General features: G+C 62.3%; 16 protein-coding genes and 1 riboswitch. Of the genes, 9 read left to right on the top strand and 7 right to left on the bottom strand.

Annotated features, from left to right (window positions below):
* Positions 1-2: 2 nt before the first annotated feature.
* On the bottom strand, positions 3-947 hold the full coding sequence (locus tag M1E05_RS04275; RefSeq protein ID WP_458112006.1) for a phosphotransferase: 945 nt from the start codon (positions 945-947) through the stop codon (positions 3-5).
* A gap of 110 nt (positions 948-1,057) precedes the next feature.
* Between M1E05_RS04275 and M1E05_RS04270 the strand changes: the two genes are divergently transcribed.
* A complete protein-coding gene (locus M1E05_RS04270; RefSeq protein WP_309107770.1) occupies positions 1,058-1,306 on the top strand; it encodes an SCO4226 family nickel-binding protein in 249 nt (82 codons plus the stop codon).
* 94 nt (positions 1,307-1,400) lie between these two features.
* Here the strand turns inward: M1E05_RS04270 and M1E05_RS04265 are convergent, their stop codons facing one another.
* Positions 1,401-2,240 carry a LysM peptidoglycan-binding domain-containing protein gene (locus tag M1E05_RS04265; RefSeq protein ID WP_458112007.1) on the bottom strand — a complete coding sequence of 280 codons (840 nt, stop codon included), beginning with the start codon at positions 2,238-2,240 and terminating at the stop codon, positions 1,401-1,403.
* Between the two features lie 4 nt (positions 2,241-2,244).
* Positions 2,245-2,446: riboswitch (cyclic di-AMP (ydaO/yuaA leader) on the bottom strand.
* A gap of 108 nt (positions 2,447-2,554) precedes the next feature.
* On the bottom strand, positions 2,555-3,487 hold the full coding sequence (locus tag M1E05_RS04260) for a threonine/serine dehydratase (RefSeq protein WP_461164545.1): 933 nt from the start codon (positions 3,485-3,487) through the stop codon (positions 2,555-2,557).
* Positions 3,488-3,561: 74 nt separating this feature from the next.
* Between M1E05_RS04260 and M1E05_RS04255 the strand changes: the two genes are divergently transcribed.
* The 4 genes from M1E05_RS04255 to M1E05_RS04240 all read left to right on the top strand — a co-directional run bounded on the left by M1E05_RS04255 (position 3,562) and on the right by M1E05_RS04240 (position 9,000).
* Positions 3,562-4,017: a hypothetical protein gene (locus M1E05_RS04255; protein ID WP_461164544.1), complete on the top strand. Its 456-nt coding sequence runs from the start codon at positions 3,562-3,564 to the stop codon at positions 4,015-4,017.
* Positions 4,018-4,352: 335 nt separating this feature from the next.
* Positions 4,353-4,826 (top strand): hypothetical protein, encoded by a 474-nt coding sequence (locus M1E05_RS04250; RefSeq protein ID WP_461164543.1) that lies wholly within the window; start codon positions 4,353-4,355, stop codon positions 4,824-4,826.
* A 35-nt stretch (positions 4,827-4,861) separates the two neighbouring features.
* Positions 4,862-5,398, top strand: coding sequence for a hypothetical protein (locus tag M1E05_RS04245; protein ID WP_461164542.1), 537 nt, complete (start codon positions 4,862-4,864; stop codon positions 5,396-5,398).
* A complete protein-coding gene (locus M1E05_RS04240; protein WP_461164541.1) occupies positions 5,395-9,000 on the top strand; it encodes a tandem-95 repeat protein in 3,606 nt (1,201 codons plus the stop codon). The genes M1E05_RS04245 and M1E05_RS04240 overlap by 4 nt, the downstream gene beginning before the upstream one ends.
* Before the next feature lie 14 nt (positions 9,001-9,014).
* Here the strand turns inward: M1E05_RS04240 and M1E05_RS04235 are convergent, their stop codons facing one another.
* On the bottom strand, positions 9,015-9,683 hold the full coding sequence (locus M1E05_RS04235; protein WP_461164540.1) for a TetR/AcrR family transcriptional regulator: 669 nt from the start codon (positions 9,681-9,683) through the stop codon (positions 9,015-9,017).
* 47 nt (positions 9,684-9,730) lie between these two features.
* Between M1E05_RS04235 and M1E05_RS04230 the strand changes: the two genes are divergently transcribed.
* Positions 9,731-10,597 carry an alpha/beta fold hydrolase gene (locus M1E05_RS04230; RefSeq protein ID WP_461164539.1) on the top strand — a complete coding sequence of 289 codons (867 nt, stop codon included), beginning with the start codon at positions 9,731-9,733 and terminating at the stop codon, positions 10,595-10,597.
* A gap of 10 nt (positions 10,598-10,607) precedes the next feature.
* Here M1E05_RS04230 and M1E05_RS04225 read toward each other — a convergent pair whose 3' ends face one another.
* Positions 10,608-11,489, bottom strand: a complete 882-nt coding sequence (locus tag M1E05_RS04225; protein WP_461164538.1) for a response regulator transcription factor — start codon at positions 11,487-11,489, stop codon at positions 10,608-10,610.
* Positions 11,490-12,047: 558 nt separating this feature from the next.
* On the opposite strand from M1E05_RS04225, the gene M1E05_RS04220 reads away from it, so the two are divergent.
* Positions 12,048-13,073 carry a LamG domain-containing protein gene (locus tag M1E05_RS04220; protein ID WP_461164537.1) on the top strand — a complete coding sequence of 342 codons (1,026 nt, stop codon included), beginning with the start codon at positions 12,048-12,050 and terminating at the stop codon, positions 13,071-13,073.
* Positions 13,074-13,086: 13 nt separating this feature from the next.
* Here the strand turns inward: M1E05_RS04220 and M1E05_RS04215 are convergent, their stop codons facing one another.
* The gene (locus M1E05_RS04215; RefSeq protein ID WP_458112016.1) at positions 13,087-13,254 is read right to left on the bottom strand and encodes a hypothetical protein; all 168 of its coding nucleotides are present in this window, start codon (positions 13,252-13,254) and stop codon (positions 13,087-13,089) included.
* Between the two features lie 8 nt (positions 13,255-13,262).
* The gene (locus M1E05_RS04210; RefSeq protein ID WP_458112017.1) at positions 13,263-14,303 is read right to left on the bottom strand and encodes a glycosyltransferase family 2 protein; all 1,041 of its coding nucleotides are present in this window, start codon (positions 14,301-14,303) and stop codon (positions 13,263-13,265) included.
* Between the two features lie 419 nt (positions 14,304-14,722).
* Here M1E05_RS04210 and M1E05_RS04205 point away from each other — a divergent pair, with 419 nt between their 5' ends.
* Both M1E05_RS04205 and M1E05_RS04200 read left to right on the top strand, forming a co-directional pair.
* Positions 14,723-15,082 carry a hypothetical protein gene (locus M1E05_RS04205; RefSeq protein WP_458112018.1) on the top strand — a complete coding sequence of 120 codons (360 nt, stop codon included), beginning with the start codon at positions 14,723-14,725 and terminating at the stop codon, positions 15,080-15,082.
* 49 nt (positions 15,083-15,131) lie between these two features.
* Positions 15,132-16,748 carry an HNH endonuclease gene (locus M1E05_RS04200; RefSeq protein WP_461164536.1) on the top strand — a complete coding sequence of 539 codons (1,617 nt, stop codon included), beginning with the start codon at positions 15,132-15,134 and terminating at the stop codon, positions 16,746-16,748.
* Positions 16,749-16,913 lie beyond the last annotated feature (165 nt).

Genomic DNA, 16,913 nt, shown 5'->3' with positions numbered 1-16,913 from the left:
GCTTACCTGACGCAGGCACGCTGTTGGAGCCAGGCGATCACAGCGTCGCCTTGCTGCTGCTGGAATGCACGGATAGTGGGAAGTCCGGCGGGCGGCGGCTGACGGGCAGCATCAATAAAATACGCTCCAAGTCCGGACAGGACCCGGTCAACGCTGCCTGGCTGAACCTGGGAAAAGACCGGATGGGAATACAGCACCGACTCAACATCGAAGTCTGCATCAAACACCCGCGCATTGATCAAAAGTGACAGCGCGTCGATCCAACCGGCACCGATGCAAGCCCACGGCCAATCGACCAGGACAGCCGTGTTGTTGTCCGTGATCAGGATGTTGTCGGCCCGGACGTCCCCATGCACCAGGCTGTTGCCACGGAGATCCTTGAGGCCCTGTGTGGCCAGTGTTTCGAGGGCATCCAGGTGCTCCAGGATCCAGGGGTCGCAGCCTTCGGGCTCCTCGCCCGCCACACGTGCCCATCCTCCGAACGCCTCACGAAGCTCATGTTCAAGGAACGGCAGATGCGCCAAGGATTGCGGGACGGGAGTGCTGGCCAGTTCCAGCAGCGCATTCAAAACAACGGTCAGTTCGGCCGAGGACCACGGAACACGCGGAGCACGTCCTTCGATATCAGCCAGGATGAGGGCAACCCACTCACCGTCGTCGAACGTCCCGATCAACGCGGGTGACGGTACCTCTGGAGGCAAGCCGGCGGTATTTGCCGCTTCTTTCCGATGAATCGATGGGGAATGCTCGTTCAGGGCCGCGCCAACTGCCTTAACAAAGGCCCTCTGACCCGAAGCGGTTCGTACCCTGTCGGCAGTACCCGGGGAGAATCCACCCCGCTGGCTGCTCCATTCCTGTACGGGAGTTTCCAGGATCTCTTCGATGCCGGCCCTCACGTGTTCCGGCAGATCGGGCCAGCTGATGCGGGTACTCCAATCGGGTTGCATTGGCCCATTATTCCCCACGACAAGCCTATTGACCGTGTGAGGCCAGAGGCCTAGCGTCTCCCTTAACTCCACACTGCAAACCATGCAGACCGTAGCTAAGGAGAGGAACTATGCCGGAATATATGGATGTTCACCACAACATGAAAGGGCTGACCAGGGAGGACCTCCAGGCAGCTCATGCAGCTGATCTGGCCATCCAGGCCGAGGAAAACGTCAATTTCAAGAACGCATGGGCGGACCCGAAAGACGGAGTCATCTACTGCCTCTCAGAGGCCCCGTCAGCCGAAGCAGTCCAGCGGATCCACGAACGCACAGGTCACCGCGCGGACGAAGTTCATGAGTTGCCGCTGAAAGTGTGACTGACGGCGAGGCAGCTAAAGCTCAGAAAGCGGCAGATACCGGTTGTCCCGGCACCTGCCGCTTTCCTTTGCCCTGCGCTTCTGGAAGGCCGGACTAGGCAACCCGCACAAATGAGTAGCCCGAGAGCCAGGACAACGGATGAACAAGTGTTGCGTTGACATAGTTCATGCCGCTGCTGACGACTTGTCCGTTGCCGGCGTAGATCCCGATGTGCCCGGAGCTGATCACCAAGTCGCCGGGAGCGGGAGTTCCAACCACCGTTCCGTACTGGAAGAACTGCGTCGGGGCGAGGTCACCTACGCTCTTGCCGATGGAGCGGAGGGCACGTTCCACCAGAATGGTGCAGTCCTGGGTGGCGCCAATCTGGCCATAGGCGGCAGCCAGCAAAGCTGCCCCCGTGCCGCTGGCGGCCGCGGGAGCAGGCGCAGGCGCAGGAGCCGGTGCGGGCGCGGGCGCTGGAGCCGCGACGGGCTTGATGGAGGTAGATGCCAGGGACAGGGTGGGCGCAGCCGCCGACCCTGCTCCCGGAATCTGGATCTGGTTGCCGGGATAGATGATGGACGTCACCGCCAGGTTGTTGGCGGCGAGGACCGAGTTCAGGGTTACGCCGTAGCTTGCCGAAATGGCTCCGAGAGTGTCGCCGGAGACAACCGTGTGAACCTTTCCTGCGGCCGGGGCAACAGCTGCTGCCTGCACCGGTGCCGTTGCCTGGGCAGCGGTTGCGGCAGTGGCCCCGGTGGAGCCATCCGGTGCCTGGGCTCCAGCATGGGCGGGAGCCCCGACACCGAAAAGAAGGCCTGATACGGCGGCGATGATGAGGGCCGGCCTGCCCAGCCCTATAGCGTGGGACTTAGCCGAAGTCGACAACCCGCTCATGACGGTTGAGCCGGTAGGGGTGGCACGATGGCGCGCCAAAATGGACTTTTGTGACATGGTGTTTTTGCCTCTCCCATGCCTGCGGGGTGAGCTGTCGGGTTCGGATGGGAGTTCACCCGGCCGGTCCACACCGCCGTGGGGCGGGGCGAAGCGACTTAACCCCTAGGACCTGACAAGAGGTCCGAGTGGAATCGTGGTTCCCCCGTCCCTGCCGCTGAAAAATGCGGACGAATCCCCGTCAGCGGCAGGGTTCGGCATACTGACGCGGGAATGCCCCGGCTGGAGCCGGGGGCACCACAAGAGAGTAACTTCTACTTCTGCCAGAAGTCACGTTTCGGTAACAAAACTTTTCGGCGCGTTATATATGCGTGCTAAACGGTGGCGGGGTCTGTATTGGAGCCACAGAGAACTACGGCGACCCGCTCACCTTCGGAAGGGACATAGGCACCGGACTGGAGGGCGGCGAAGGCAGCCGCGGCGCCATGCTCTACGACGACGCGGTACTGGTCCCACAACCAAGAGCGAGCGGTAACGATGTCGTCGTCGGAAACCAGAAGGCTTGCTACGCCGGTACGGGACGCCACGGCGAAGGCGATCTCTCCGATCCGGCGTGCTCCCAGGGAGTCAGCTGCTATCCCCGAGACAGCAACATCAACAGGCTCTCCTGCCCTGAGTGCCGCGGAAAGAGTGGGGGCTGTGTACGGCTCGACGGCGAGCACCTTTGCCCGGCCTTCCACGGCTGCCGCCACCCCCGCCATGAGGCCTCCACCGCCCACCGCGATCACAACAGTGTCCACACCCTCGAGTTGTTCCAGCAGTTCAGAACCGACAGTGCCGGCCCCTGCGGCGATCTCCGGCTGGTCGTAGGCGTGGCAATAAACGGCCCCGGTCTCTTCCACATATTTTATGGCGGCCTCGTAGGCTTCCGCGTATTCGGTTCCGCCCTGGATCACGCTTGCTCCGCTGGCCACGAGCTTTCTGACCTTTACCGCCGGTGCGCTCTCCGGGACATATACAGACGCGGGGACTCCGAGCTGCTGGGCAGCATATGCGTTGGCAAGGCCGGCATTCCCACCGGAGGCGACGACGATGCCCACGTCAGGATTCAGCTCTCCCCGTTCATGGGAGGCGAGGATGCGGTTGAAGGCACCCCTGACCTTGAATGTTCCTGTGTGCTGCATGAACTCGCACTTGAGCCACACCTCGCCCGCGAACGTTCCGGAGTCAAGTTGGATCAGCGGCGTGCGGCGGACCCTTCCGGCTATTCTGGTGGCGGCTTCCTCAACGTCTGCGCGGCTGATCATGCTGACAATCGTATGGGCACACAGTAGATTCAAGCGCAGATGAGTGAGTGGATCGACCACAGTAGGGGATTCCCGTGGCAGAAGACTTCCGGCGTCGGAGCCAACGTTATGGGTGGTTGGCCGGGCCCGCGGCAGTCAGTCTGGGGTCGCTTGCGCACGTGATCTCCGGGGGTCAGAACCCTGGACCGTTGATTCTCCTGGCACTGACGGCCCTGATTAGTTTGGCCGCTACCTTGTTGGGACGGCTTCTGGCCTCCGGCTGGTCCCTGCTGGTGTTTTGCGGGCTGATCCAACAGCTGCTGCACCTTGCTCTGACTTTTTTCGCGGCGGCCATGCCTGGCGCGGGTTCGTCGCAGCACGGACATGAGCGCCTGGACCGGCAGTTGCCTGCGGTTCCCGCCGGACCTGCATCCTCACATTCCGGGGACCTGATGGTGGGCACCCATGTGGCAGCAGCGCTTTTGGCGGCGCTTTTTTTGTCCAGGCTCCAGTCCCATGCCATGGTCCTGGAGGACCGTGACGGAGGTTGACGTAAGGGTTTGCGCAGGATTTCCACGGCCTAAAGCAAGCTCAGTCAAACTTTCCTCAAGATTCTCCGCGCCTTCACAGATTCTCAAGTTTCGCATTTCTCCGCTGTTAGCGTGTCTCTTGTCGAGGCACCCGATCGACAAGATGGACATGAGGCGCTGGGGGCGCCGCAGCAGGTGAGGGCGCTTTCACGTCCCAAACCCGCGGAACCATGACCGGTTGAACACATCACCTGCCAGGCCTCACTCACGAACTTTTCAGTGATCCCGTCCTCCGGGAGCTGCAATTCTCGCGAGCCTTCCCAACATTCAGCTCTCATCACCCTTGGAGTTCCCTCATGCGAAAAAACTCGAAAAAAACTGCGGCCGTTGCAGCCACCGCCATCGTCCTCCTTTCCGGAGCCGGCGCGGCCTATGCCTTCTGGTCCACGGGTGGCTCTGGAACAGGTACCGCCGCCACGTCCACCAACGTCCCTATCACGGCCGTGCAGACCAGCTTCATTTCGGGCTTGCAGCCCGGCGGCGCTGCACAAACGCTGAGCGGAAATTTCACGAACGGCAACACCAGCCCTGGGTATGTTTCGAGCGTCACCGCCAGCATCTCCAGCGTCACCGTCAACGGGGTGGCAGCCGTTGGCTGCGACGCCTCCGACTACACCATCGCCAATGCCGCCATGACTGTGGGCACCGAGGTTCCGGCCGGCACGGCTAAGGGCGCTTGGACCGGAGCCACCATCGCCTTCAACAACAAGGCCACCAACCAGGATGCATGCAAAGGCGCCACGGTGAATCTCGCCTACGCCATCAGCTAACACCCTTTATCGTTCCGCTAATCCCAGGAGTTCCGATGACTGTCACCATGAGGAGGAACTGCGCCTTCCGCAGCCGCCTGTTTCTTGCTCCGGCGACAGTCCTCGTCCTGGTCCTGACCACGGTGTTGTCGGTCGCGGGTGCAGCAGGTGCCTTATGGCTCGCCTCCGGGTCGGGGTCCGGAACGGGGACGACGGCGGTCACAGCCTCCGCTCTGGCCCTCACTCCGGGAGCGTCGGCGTCGGGCGTCCTGTATCCGGGTGGGAACGCCGACGTGCTCCTGACCATCAGCAATCCCAACACCGCGGCTGTGCATCTTGCCGCCCTCACCGTGGATCCTGACCAGGGAGCGGGCGGCTATGCCGTAGATCCCGGCCACTCCGGATGCGCCCTGACAGCCCTGGCTTTTTCCAGCCAGTCAAACGGCGGTGCCGGTTGGACGGTGCCAGGCGCAGCAGGGGCGTTCAACGGAACCCTCACTGTGACCCTGGCGAACGGGTTGACGATGTCCGCCGACGCCAATAGTGCTTGCCAAGGCGCCAGGTTCACAGTGTTCCTGGAGGCGCAGCCGTGAGGTTTAACCGCTGGAGGCGGCTGCACTGGGTCATCTGTTTGCTGCTGGCTACCAGCCTGGCAGCGGGGGCCGCCTGGGCATACTGGAGCGCAGAGTCCCTCCCGGGAGGGGGTGGAGGGGCAACAGCAGCGTCCGTCAACCGAGGCACGGTGCCGACTGCCGTCGTCGTCGGCCATTTCGTCACCCTCAATTGGGGCGCAACAACCCTGACCACGGGAACGCCGGTGAGTGGTTATCTCGTGAAGCGCTATTCGGGAACCAGCGAACAGACTGTCCTGGCAGGCTGCGCCGGCACCATCACGGTCTTGACCTGTACGGAAACCGGTGTCCCCGCGGGGATCTGGACCTACTCGGTCACCGCCTTGTTCGCGGCGAACTGGGCGGGTGCGGAGAGTGACCGCAGCGCTGCGGTCACAGTCCAGAACGGCGCTCCCACCGCCGCTGCCGACAACTATGCCCTCACCGAAGATTCACCATTGAGCGTCACTTCCGGAGCTGTGCTGGCCAACGACGCCGATCCGGAAGCTGATGCACTCTCTGCTGTATTGGTCACCGGGCCTGCCCACGGCACGATTGCGCTCAGGGCCGACGGGACGTTCACTTACACGCCGGAGGCTAACTTCAACGGCACTGACACCTTCCGCTATAAGGCCAACGACGGCGGCTCGGATTCCAACGTTGCCAGCGTCACCCTGACGGTCGGTGCGGTTAACGACGCTCCCGCGAACATCATCCCGGCCGCCCAGCAGACCCCGAAGAACACGAGCCGGGTGTTCTCCTCCGCCAACAACAACCCCGTGTCAGTCAGCGACGCCGATGCTGCGGGCTCCACCGTGCAAGTGATACTGACAGCGGGCTCCGGCGCCGTGACACTGCCTGTTCTGACCGGTCTGACGTTCTCAGCCGGCGACGGTACCTCGGACGGCACCATGACGTTCACTGGCCCGATTGCCACCATCAACAGCAGGCTGTCCGGGCTCACTTTTGTTCCCACAAGCAACTTCACCGGCGCAGCCAGCCTGCAGATCGTCACCAGCGACCTTGGCAACACCGGCACCGGCGGAGCCCTCTCCGCCACCGGCAGCGTAACCATCAACGTCAGTGCACTGGGGATTTTCGCCGTCAACCAGGATGTGGGAGCACCCCTTCTTGCCGGCTCCAGTTCTTACTCGGGCGGCACGTACACGGTTGCCGGGAGCGGCTCCGGCATCTGGAACAGCTCGGACCAGTTCCAGTTCCTCTCCCGGCCGATGACCGGCGACGGCAGACTCACAGCCAAGGTCGTCTCGCAGAACCAGTCCCCTGTAACCGTTGGCCCGGCCAAGGCAGGAGTGATGTTCAGGCAGACAACGGCCGCCGGCAGCATCCACGCAATGATGGACGTCATGAAGTCCAACGGTTCCGAATTCCACTGGCGGCTGGCCACTGACGGAGCGTCAGGAGCCACCACCGTAACGGCCGGAATCGCCGCTCCGTATTGGGTACGGATCACCAGGATCGGCAACCTGGTCATCGGTGAGAGGTCGGCCAACGGCGTTACCTGGGTTCAACAGGGCGCGTCCCAGACGGTCACCATGGGCTCGGCCATTCAGGCCGGACTCGCCGTGTCTGCCGTCAGCAACGTGAGTGTCAATACGGCTGTCTTCGACAACGTGTCCCTGACAACGCCACCATTAGCGGTTGGTGGCAGCTACACCACCAATGAGGACACCGCCATTTCCGCCAGCGCTCCTGGCGTTTTGGCCGACGATTCAGATCCTGAAAGCAATTCCCTGACCGCAGTCCTCGTCTCGGGAACGCCAGGCCTGACGCTCAACAGCGACGGTTCGTTCAACTACCTACCGCCGGCAAACTTCAGCGGCGTGGCCTCGTTCACGTACAAGGCGAACGACGGCGTCTTCGACTCCAATACGGTGACGGTGAACATCATCGTGAACCCGTCCAACGAGGTGCCCAGCTTCATCAAGGGCGCGGATCAGACCGTTCCCAGCAACTCCGGCAGCCAACTGCTTCCCTCCTGGGCCACTTCGATCTCAACCGGCGCCGGCGAATCCGGGCAAACGGCCAGCTTCACGGCAACCAACAACAACCCCGCGCTGTTCACTGTCCAGCCCTCGGTCAGTGGCACTGGCACCCTCAGCTATACGCCGGCGCCCCAGGCTGCAGGAGTCGCGACCGTGATTTTGAGCCTTCAAGACAACGGAGGTACTGCATTCGGCGGATTGGACACCAGCCCCGTGCAGACGTTCACCATCAGCGTCGGGGCAGCCCCGCTTCTCGCTACCACCGGCACGGGCCTTGCCTACACGGAAAACGGGAGCAGTTTCCTCGATTCCGCAATCACCATCAGCGACGCCGACAGCCCCACCCTCACGTCGGCGGACGTCACCTTAACCACCAACTACGTCAATGGCCAGGACGCGCTCGCCTTCACCAACCAGGCTGGAATCACCGGCACGTGGACCGCTGCCTCAGGCGCCCTTGCCCTCTCCGGAACTGCGAACGTTGCAGATTATCAGGCGGCACTTCGCTCCATCACGTATTCGAACAGCAGCAACAACCCATCAACCGCACCGCGCACAGTCTCATTCACTGCCAGCGACGGGATCTTCACCAGCATCCCCGCCACCAGAACAGTCTCGGTTACTTCGGTCAACGACGCACCCGGCAATACGGTGCCGGCAAGCCAAACGACGTTCCAGAACACCCCGGCAGTGTTCACTATCAGCAACGGCAATGCCATCTCCACAGCCGATCCCGATGCCTCCTCGGCTCAGGTGCAGCTGATAAGTACCAACGGCACCAGCACGCTCTCAGGCACTGCTGGCCTGACCTTCACAACCGGCGACGGAACTGCCGATGCCACCATGAGCTTCACCGGCACAATCACCGCCATCAACACCGCACTCGCAGGGCTGCGCTTTGCTCCTCAGTCCAACTTCACAGGCACCGCCACGCTGCAGATGCTGACCAGCGACCTCGGAAGCACCGGCAGCGGAGGAGTCCTTACGGACAACGACACCTTCAACATCATGGTCACTCCCGGCATCTTCACGGACATCATCAACGTGGGCGCGGGAACGGCCGGCCCGACGTCGTCGACGTATTCAGCGGGGACGTACACAGAGGTGGGCAACGGGGCTGACATCTGGCAGCAGGATCAGTTCCATTACCTCTACAAATTCTGGACCGGCGACGGGACGATCATCGCCAGGGTCACCTCGTTGAGCACCTCCCACAAGGGCGCCAAGGCCGCCGTGATGTTCCGCGAAAGCGTCAACACCGACAGCAAGCACGCCATGATGGCTCTGCAACCCCCTACAGGCGGTGGCGCTGAATGGGCTTACCGGAGCAGCGGCACGCAGACAAACTACACGTCGACGGCGGGCATAAAGCCCACGTACTGGATCAAGCTGGTGCGCTCCGGGGACACCTTTACCGGTTTCACGGCGCCGGACGCGTCCGGGACCCCGGGTACCTGGACGCAGCGCGGCACGCAATCCATCCCCATGCCGGACACCATCCTGGTGGGTCTGGCGACGTTGTCGCACAGCGCAACGCTGACTACCACCGCCACCTATGACAACGTCATGGTTCAGTAGTTTGGTGGCTGTAGTTACGTCGCAGCTGAATCGGGTGACAGGCCGATGTCCGCTGGGGCGCCCAGCGCGATGAGCCGTTCCCGGATCCCGCTCCGCGCAAGTAAGTATCCGCGCGGTGTCCGGTGCAGCAGGGAAGTCATGTTCGCGGCATCGAGCATCGCCCCGATCTCGAACGCGAGCACCTCGGCGGCGTTGCTCCGGCCTGCTAAGCCGGGCAATTCCGGCTCAGCTTCCCGCACGGCACGCCTCAGGAACGCCAGCCATTCCTCATCGATCCGCGCGAGAAGTTCCCGGGCGGCGTCGTCCTTTGCCGAAGCGTCGGCCGCGACGGCACGGAAAAAACATCCACCCGCGAAAACGCGGCCCTCTGAGTAGTCCAGCCACAGCTCAACAAGGCCGATGAGCCTCCGGAGTCCGCGTGGACGGGCGAGCGCCGGAGAGATGACCTTCTCGATGAATACCCTGCGCGCGGCTTCAATCGTCGCGAGCTGCAGATCCAGCTTCGATCCAAACAGCGTTGCGACGTTGCTTTTGCTGACGCCAAGCTCGCTTGCCAGTCCGCCGATTGTGAGCCCATCAAGTCCGCTCAACGATGCCCGGTCGACGGCTAGCCGCAGAATGGCGCGCCGGGACTCATCGCCGCGCTGACGGCGGCCATCGGGTGCTACGCCTGTGTTTGACATTCGAATCCTCTAGACAGTACGAACGGTCGTGTGTATATATTAGCACTATGACGACGCAGACGCCCTCTCTTCCGCCAGCGATGCATGCACTTCGCCTGCTCGAGTCTGTCGCCCCGCCGCTCGCGGCTGAGACTGCCTACAGCCTTTGGGTACGGCCAGGAAAGCGTAAGCCCGTGCATGAAACGGAGCGATACGTTATGGAGCACGCCAGAAGATCCACCATCCGTATGCGGGGCCGGCGCGTGGCTGTCTATCGCTGGGGAACCGGGTCCCGAGCAGTGCTGCTGGTCCACGGCTGGCAAAGCCGTGCCGCTGCCTTTGCTCCCCTCGTGCGGGAGCTACGCGCGGCGGGACGGACGATCGTGGCCTTTGATGCCCCTGCGCACGGCGAATCCAGCGGCCTGCGAACCGATGTCCGCGACTACGCGGGCATCATTGCCGAGCTTGGCCGCCAGCACGACGGGTTCGAGGCGATCGTTGCGCACTCGTTCGGGACGCCGAGCGCCGCCCTCGCCATTCGGGGAGGTGTGCGCGTAGGACGGCTCGTAACGGTGAACGGTGCGGCCGACTTCGAGTATCTTTTGCAGAGCTTCGCACACAAGCTCGGGCTTAGCCGCTCAAGTGTGCTCGCGGTTCGACGCCGTACGGAACGCCGGCTGTTCCCTGGCAGTACCGATATTTGGACGAGTCTCTCGGCCACGGCGCCGCTCCCCGTCGAAGTTCCGTGGCTCGTGCTCCATGACGACGCCGATACTATGATCGGGCTGGACCAGGCGCACGCCCTGCTCGCTGCCCACGCATCCACAACCCTGGTGGTCACACATGGGCTGGGGCACAACAGGCCGCTGCGGGATGACGCCGTGCTGGACCGGATCAGCACTTTCCTTTCACCGGCCCTGCACGCCCAGCCCTAGGTGTACTCACCTAGGGAGCCAGCCGGTAACCCACTCCGCGGACTGTTTCCACCCATTTGGGCGCCTTGGGGTCATCACCGAGGCGATTCCGCAGATTCCCCATGTGCACCTCGACGACGCGCTCCTCGGCCGTGCTGACGTAGGAACCCGAGCCGTAGGGATCGTTGCGGAGCCTCCGGACCAGTTCCTCTTTGCTCTGGACACGGCGCCCGTTTTCCATAAGCACCAGGAGCAGATTGAACTGAGTGCGAGTCAGGTCCACCTTGTTGCCATCAATCGTTGCCGTCCGCGTGCCCTCGTTAACAGTCAGCCCGCGGTGCTCTAGGTCGCGGAACTCATCCGCCTCCCCCGTCCCAAAGGAATGTCCGACGGCGGGGAGCCTCACTTCGGACTGCATGACGGCGGGCAGTGCCCCTGCGTGTTGCAACACCGGTTGCAACAGGGCAGGTTCGGGCATCGCAGGTTCCGTTGATTGGCGCTCCATCGAAGCGGGTTCCATGACGGCCGGTTCCATGATTGACCACCGTGGCCGCCGGAGCATCGCCGCAATCCGTGCCCGAAGCTCGCGGGGACGGAATGGCTTGGTGAGGTAGTCGTCAGCGCCGGCGCCAAACCCCATCAGTGCATCGGCTTCGTCCACTCTTCCCGTCACCATAATGAGGTAGGCGTAGCTGAATGTCCGGATGCGCCGTGACGCCTCGATCCCGTCGAAGTCGGGAAGGCTCAGGTCCATGGTGACCAGAACCGGGTTGTGCTTCCGGACCGCTTCCACGCCTTCCGTTCCCGATGAAGTTGTATGGACGGTAAATCCGGATTGCCGGAGGATGTCCCTCAGCGACTCCCGAATGTCGTCGTCGTCCTCTACAACCACAGCAACGCCGCGATTCACCACTTTGCTCCCAGCCTTTGATCCAACAATCCCGAATAATGTCTGGTCTCAGAGTCCAGGGCGCATGAATGAACGCACGAGAATGTGACCCAGATAAATAAGCCTGTGTGCTGCACCGTGCTGCGCCGTCGGGCGCTTCATCCTTTGTCGCTGCAAAGATCGCTACGGGATTGGCATTCCATTATCGGGATCGCTGGGGTGCAGAAATGAGCCTACACACGATAATTGGTTTCTTGTCCGTTCTAGTTTAATCTTGAGTAGTTCTTGAGTTAAGGCTGAATCTTGTGCAAACTCTTGAGCGAAATTACCGGTCTCAATTTATCCATCTGCTATTGCGTTTAGCGACTGCGTTGATTGATGATCATCTTGTGCTCGCTGGGGGCACGAGGCTGCTCGAGGGGAGCGCCAACGCAATAGGGGGCGTGCATGTCGTCTTTTTTTAGGTCCCGTTTGTCCGGTCTCAGGTCTTCGCGGGTGGTCAGACCCTTGGCAGTGGTTCTGGTTTCCGGCCTCACTATGCTTACCGTTGTGAGTTCTTCCCAAGCGGCAGATACAACTCCGATGTCATCAGATCCTGGGCCGGCAGGAAGCTTCGCCTGGAAGGGCTTCAACTGGGAGAAGAGATTCTGGGGTGGCGCCCCGCAGTACAACAAGCTGTTCAGTGCAAATAATGTCAGCAATCCCGACGCTAACGGCCACATCACCATGAGCCTGACGAATCCCACTGGTGGGGGCCCCGTGGGCGCAGAATTCCAATCCACACGCCAGGGCTTCGGCTACGGAACGTACAGCACCACCGTGGAAAAGAACGTGAGCCTTCTCCAAAAGGAAGTCGTGTGGGGGTGCCTGTTTACTTACGATCCTCTTGCTGCGCCGGGCTACAACGAGATTGACCTTTGTGAGGCTTCTGCCTGGGGAGGCGGAGCAAGCTATGGCGAATCCTGGCCCGTAACCCAAGCCCATGGCTACTGGTTCGACGCGAGCAAGCCCCCCGGTCAGGGGAACAACACCGTAGTTTTTAATACCACCAGCGATCCCATCCTCACCCACAAAATGGTTTGGGAGCCTGGCAAGCTGACCTTCGAGACCTATGCCGGTCAAGGGTATACAGGGCCGTTGTTGAAACGGACCATTCTGCAGGGAACCACGGTTCCCAAGCCCGCCAAGGAACAAATCCACTTCAACCTGTGGGTAACTGGCGGCGGTGGAGGCGATCCTGCCCGCATCAAACCGGAGTCGGTGGTCATTCGGGACTTCTCGTTCACACCTGCAGCGGTGGCACCTGCTCCGGTCTCGGCCATCAAGCTGAGTGCAGTCAACGCAAAGGTCAAAGGCGTCAACAACACCACCGTCCGTTGGACAGGGGCCGCAGGAACCACCGTCACGCTGCTCGTGAACGGAGTCCGGAATAGCGTGCCCAACACCGGCAGCTACGTCAACAAGTTCAAGGGAAGCGCCACTATCAGTTATCAGCTTTGCGATTCGGCCGGATGCTCAAATACCGTGAGCATCCGAACGCATGAGGAATTGGTATACAAGCAACTGCCCGGGGCTAAGCGCTTTGGGGCCACCCCGGGCAGTTCCTGAGGTACTTTGCTGATTAGACCTCAGACTTGGCTTTCACAGGAACAATCCGCTTGATTGCCGCACCCAGGGCGACCAAGGCAAAGGCTGCCAGACCAAGCCAGAGGATATCCCCGGCGCCAGTCAATGCCAGTGTTCCGGCCCCTACTCCTGCTGCCGCGGGGGCCGCTACGTTGTTATACATAGATCTCTCTACCAAGCTTTCTTGTTGTTCAGGGCTGCATCTAAATAGGCCTTCGAGTGGACCACCTGCAAAAACAGGTCGATCACCAGTTCGTACATCGTTGCGGCCGCAAGCATGTATTTCCATCCCCTGAGCCGCACTGTTACTACACGTTCGATCACGAAGACACCGGTCACGGCGAGCCAGAAGGGGTGCAGGTGCAACCCGGATCCCGTGCCCAGTGCAAACGCGATCGTGCCAAAGTAAATAAGGGTCACCAGGACACCGGTCATTGCTAAGAGCTGCCGTCCCCAATACGGCCGCGTGACTCTGGTCCAGCCGTACTGGACACAGTTCTCCACAGCTCCACGCTTCCACCGAAGCCGTTGTCCCCACAGTTGCCGCCAGGAAGGCATGATCTCCGTGACCAGGGTGCAGTCCGCCGGTGACTTGATCCTGTAACCAAGTGTCAGCAACGCGAAGGAGAGCTCATTGTCCTCGGTCAGCACGGTGGTGTCGTACACCCCACCCCAGCCATTCCCCGGAGGGAGGGTTCCTTCCAGCCGCGCCTCCACAACGTGTTCAAGGGTCAGCACCCGGAACAGCGCCGCTGTGCCGGTGACAACGAGGCATTTCCCATTGAGCCGCTTAACATCCCTCGCATACCTGGCGTACTCGTTGCGCTGCAGGTGACCTACAAACCCACCGCCGGTTGCTCCGCTGAACACCCCACCCACAGCGCCGAGAAACGGGTCGGCGAACAGGTGGCCGACGGCCCTTTCAATGAAGTCAGGGGAGAGCTGTGAGTCCGCGTCCTGCACCAGGATAAGATCATCCGATGCCAAGCCAGGAAGGACGCCTGCAAGCGCGAAGTTGAGGGCACCGGCTTTCTTGTCTGTGTTGCCCACAGTCCTGATCACTTCTGCTCCATGAGCCAAGGCAATCGCCTCTGTGTCGTCAGTGCAGTTGTCTGCTATAACAATTACCCGGTGAGGGACGCAGGTCTGGCCTGTTAGGGATTTAATGGTCTCCCCGATTCCCGCGGCCTCGTTGTGCGCCGGAACCAGCACGGTAATAATCGAATTACCGGCTGGCCGATAGCGCCCGCCCCTAAGCATCAAATGCAGGGATCGCGGCCTTCACGCATAATTCAACATGACAATTTGCCCCAGCACGCATGAATCCATCCCTATAGGTCTTTTTGGCCACACATTTCGCCTGATTCTTACAGCGAAAACTCAAATCTTATGAAGCAAATTGGCAAAATGAGATCATCTTCTACCAAACTAATTGAGCTAAATTTACGCAATTTATACGCAAGATATTGACCTCGGAAAGTTCCGACGTCGTCCGCTTGGGTTTGTTGGACAGGAGCCCATGCGCCCGGAGGCAAAAGCGCTTCTCGGGCGGGGATGCGGTGGCACGACTTTCGGGGCTACGGTGTGCTTGGGGATGAATTCCGTTTGGTAGCTAGACCAAAGGATGAGCAATGGGTGATGTGTGGCTCCGCACCATCAGCAATGGCTTGGTTCGGGCAGATAAGGTCACTGAAATTGGTTGTTCCCGTGGGTCCCTCCACGAGGAAATTGGATATTCAGTGAAAGTAGTCGCGGGTGGCAAGGCCCACCCCCTCATCGATGACAGCGACCTTGAGGGAACCATGGCCGAGAGAATGGAGCACGCACGCCAGATGCTCGACGCCTTACTCAAGGCCATGGACGCAGCAGGCAACGGCGGCTACTCCACGGTCATCAGCCACGAACCTGCCAGCGGTCGTTGGAGGCTTACGCCGTCGTCCGAGCTTGCCCCGGGGGTTGAAGTGCCCGGCGTCGAGGTGCCTGGAACGTAGGTGTTGACGCCCCGGCTAAATTGTCGGTGGTCGCTGAAAGACTCTTTCCATGGGGGAGATGCAGGGGTCGACGGCGGTACTCGCTTTGGCGGGCGGCCGCGGCACGTCTGTGGGCGCTGTGCCAGCGGGCGACATGTCTGTGGGCGCTGTCTCTCTGGGCGATGTGCTGTCGGCCTTGGCGGGGCTTCGTCCCTGCGGTGACGGTGCCGGGCTCATTGAACAGTTGCGGGACCTGGAGGACCTGAAGTCCGCCGCGGCAGCGCTGCAGGCCCGCATCGCCGTGGCGTTCGACGCCGACCAGCGCCGCACCCAGCGGGCGGCCGGGGTGCCTGCTGCCGAACTGGGCAACGGCGTGGCCGCGCAGATCGCCCTGGCCCGGCGCGAGTCCCCCGCCCGCGGCGGCCGGCTCCTCGGCCTGGCCAAAGCCCTCGCCACCGAAATGCCCCACACCCTCACCGCCCTGCAGACCGGACAGCTCAACGAATGGCGCGCCACCCTCCTGGCCAGGGAAACAGCCTGCCTCACCGCCCAGGACAGGTGCGCGGTCGATGAAGAACTCGCCGCAGACACCGGAGCGCTCTCCGGGCTCGGGGACCGGGCCCTCATCGCCGCGGCCCGCACCGCCGCCTACCGGATCGATCCCCGCTCCCTGGTCACCCGCGCCGCGAACGCCCACACCGACCGGCACGTCAGCCTCCGCCCGGCCCCGGACACCATGACCTACCTCACCGCCCTGCTCCCCGTCACCGCAGGCGTCGCCGTCCACGCCGCCCTCACCCGCCACGCCGACACCCTCACCACCACCAACACCTGCACCGGCGGGGAGACCGGCCCGGATACCCGGTCCCGCGGGCAGATCATGGCCGACACCCTCGTCGAACGGATCACCGGAACCCCCGGCGGGATCACCGGCATCGAAATCCAACTCGTCATGACCGACCGCACCCTCCTCCAAGGCCACAGCGAACCCGCACGCCTGCCCGGCTACGGCATCGTCCCCGCCCACTGGGCCCGCACCACCATCCACCCCACACACCTACAGCCCACGGACCCCGGGCACACGGGGCCCAGCCAAAACGCTCTCAACTCCACGAACAACGCGCTCAACCCCACGGACCCCGGGCAAGCTCCGGAGGCCACTCCCGACACCGGCCCCAACACAAACAAGCCCCTGAACGTCTGGCTCCGCCGGCTCTACACCGCCCCCGACACCGGCGACCTCATCGCCATGGACTCCCGCGCCCGGCTCTTCCCACCCAGGCTCCGCCGCTTCATCCAGACCCGCGACCACACCTGCCGCACCCCCTACTGCGACGCACCCATCCGCCACGTGGACCACATCATCCCCTGGCACCAAAACGGCACCACCACCACAACCAACGGCCAAGGCCTCTGCGAAGCCTGCAACCACACCAAAGAAACCCCCGGCTGGACCACCCACACCCACCCCAGCCCACGACACACCACCGAACTCCACACCCCCACCGGCCACACCTACCACTCCACCGCCCCACCCCTCCCCGGCACACCACTCCCGGGCACAGCGTTACCCGGTGCTCCCCAACGCGCTGCTCCCCAACGCGCGGCCCACCGGCAACGACGCGATCTCCTCCACCGCGCCAAGACGCGGAAGCGTGCCCGCCAAAAAGAGCCGGAGGCAGCTTAGGCGGTGTGAAATCCTTATCCCGAGTGCCATTGATGAGACAGGACGCAATCAGACCGGGCCGGATAACGCTGGACGGATCGAACAGGGAGGACTCATGGCTGATCGTCCAGAAGGGGAGCGCGTAAAAAACTGGGCAAGGAACAGCCGCTCCGTATTCGAGGAGCT

This window comes from Arthrobacter sp. R4-81 (assembly GCF_054792365.1).
This window is presented reverse-complemented; position numbering and strand designations above follow the sequence as displayed.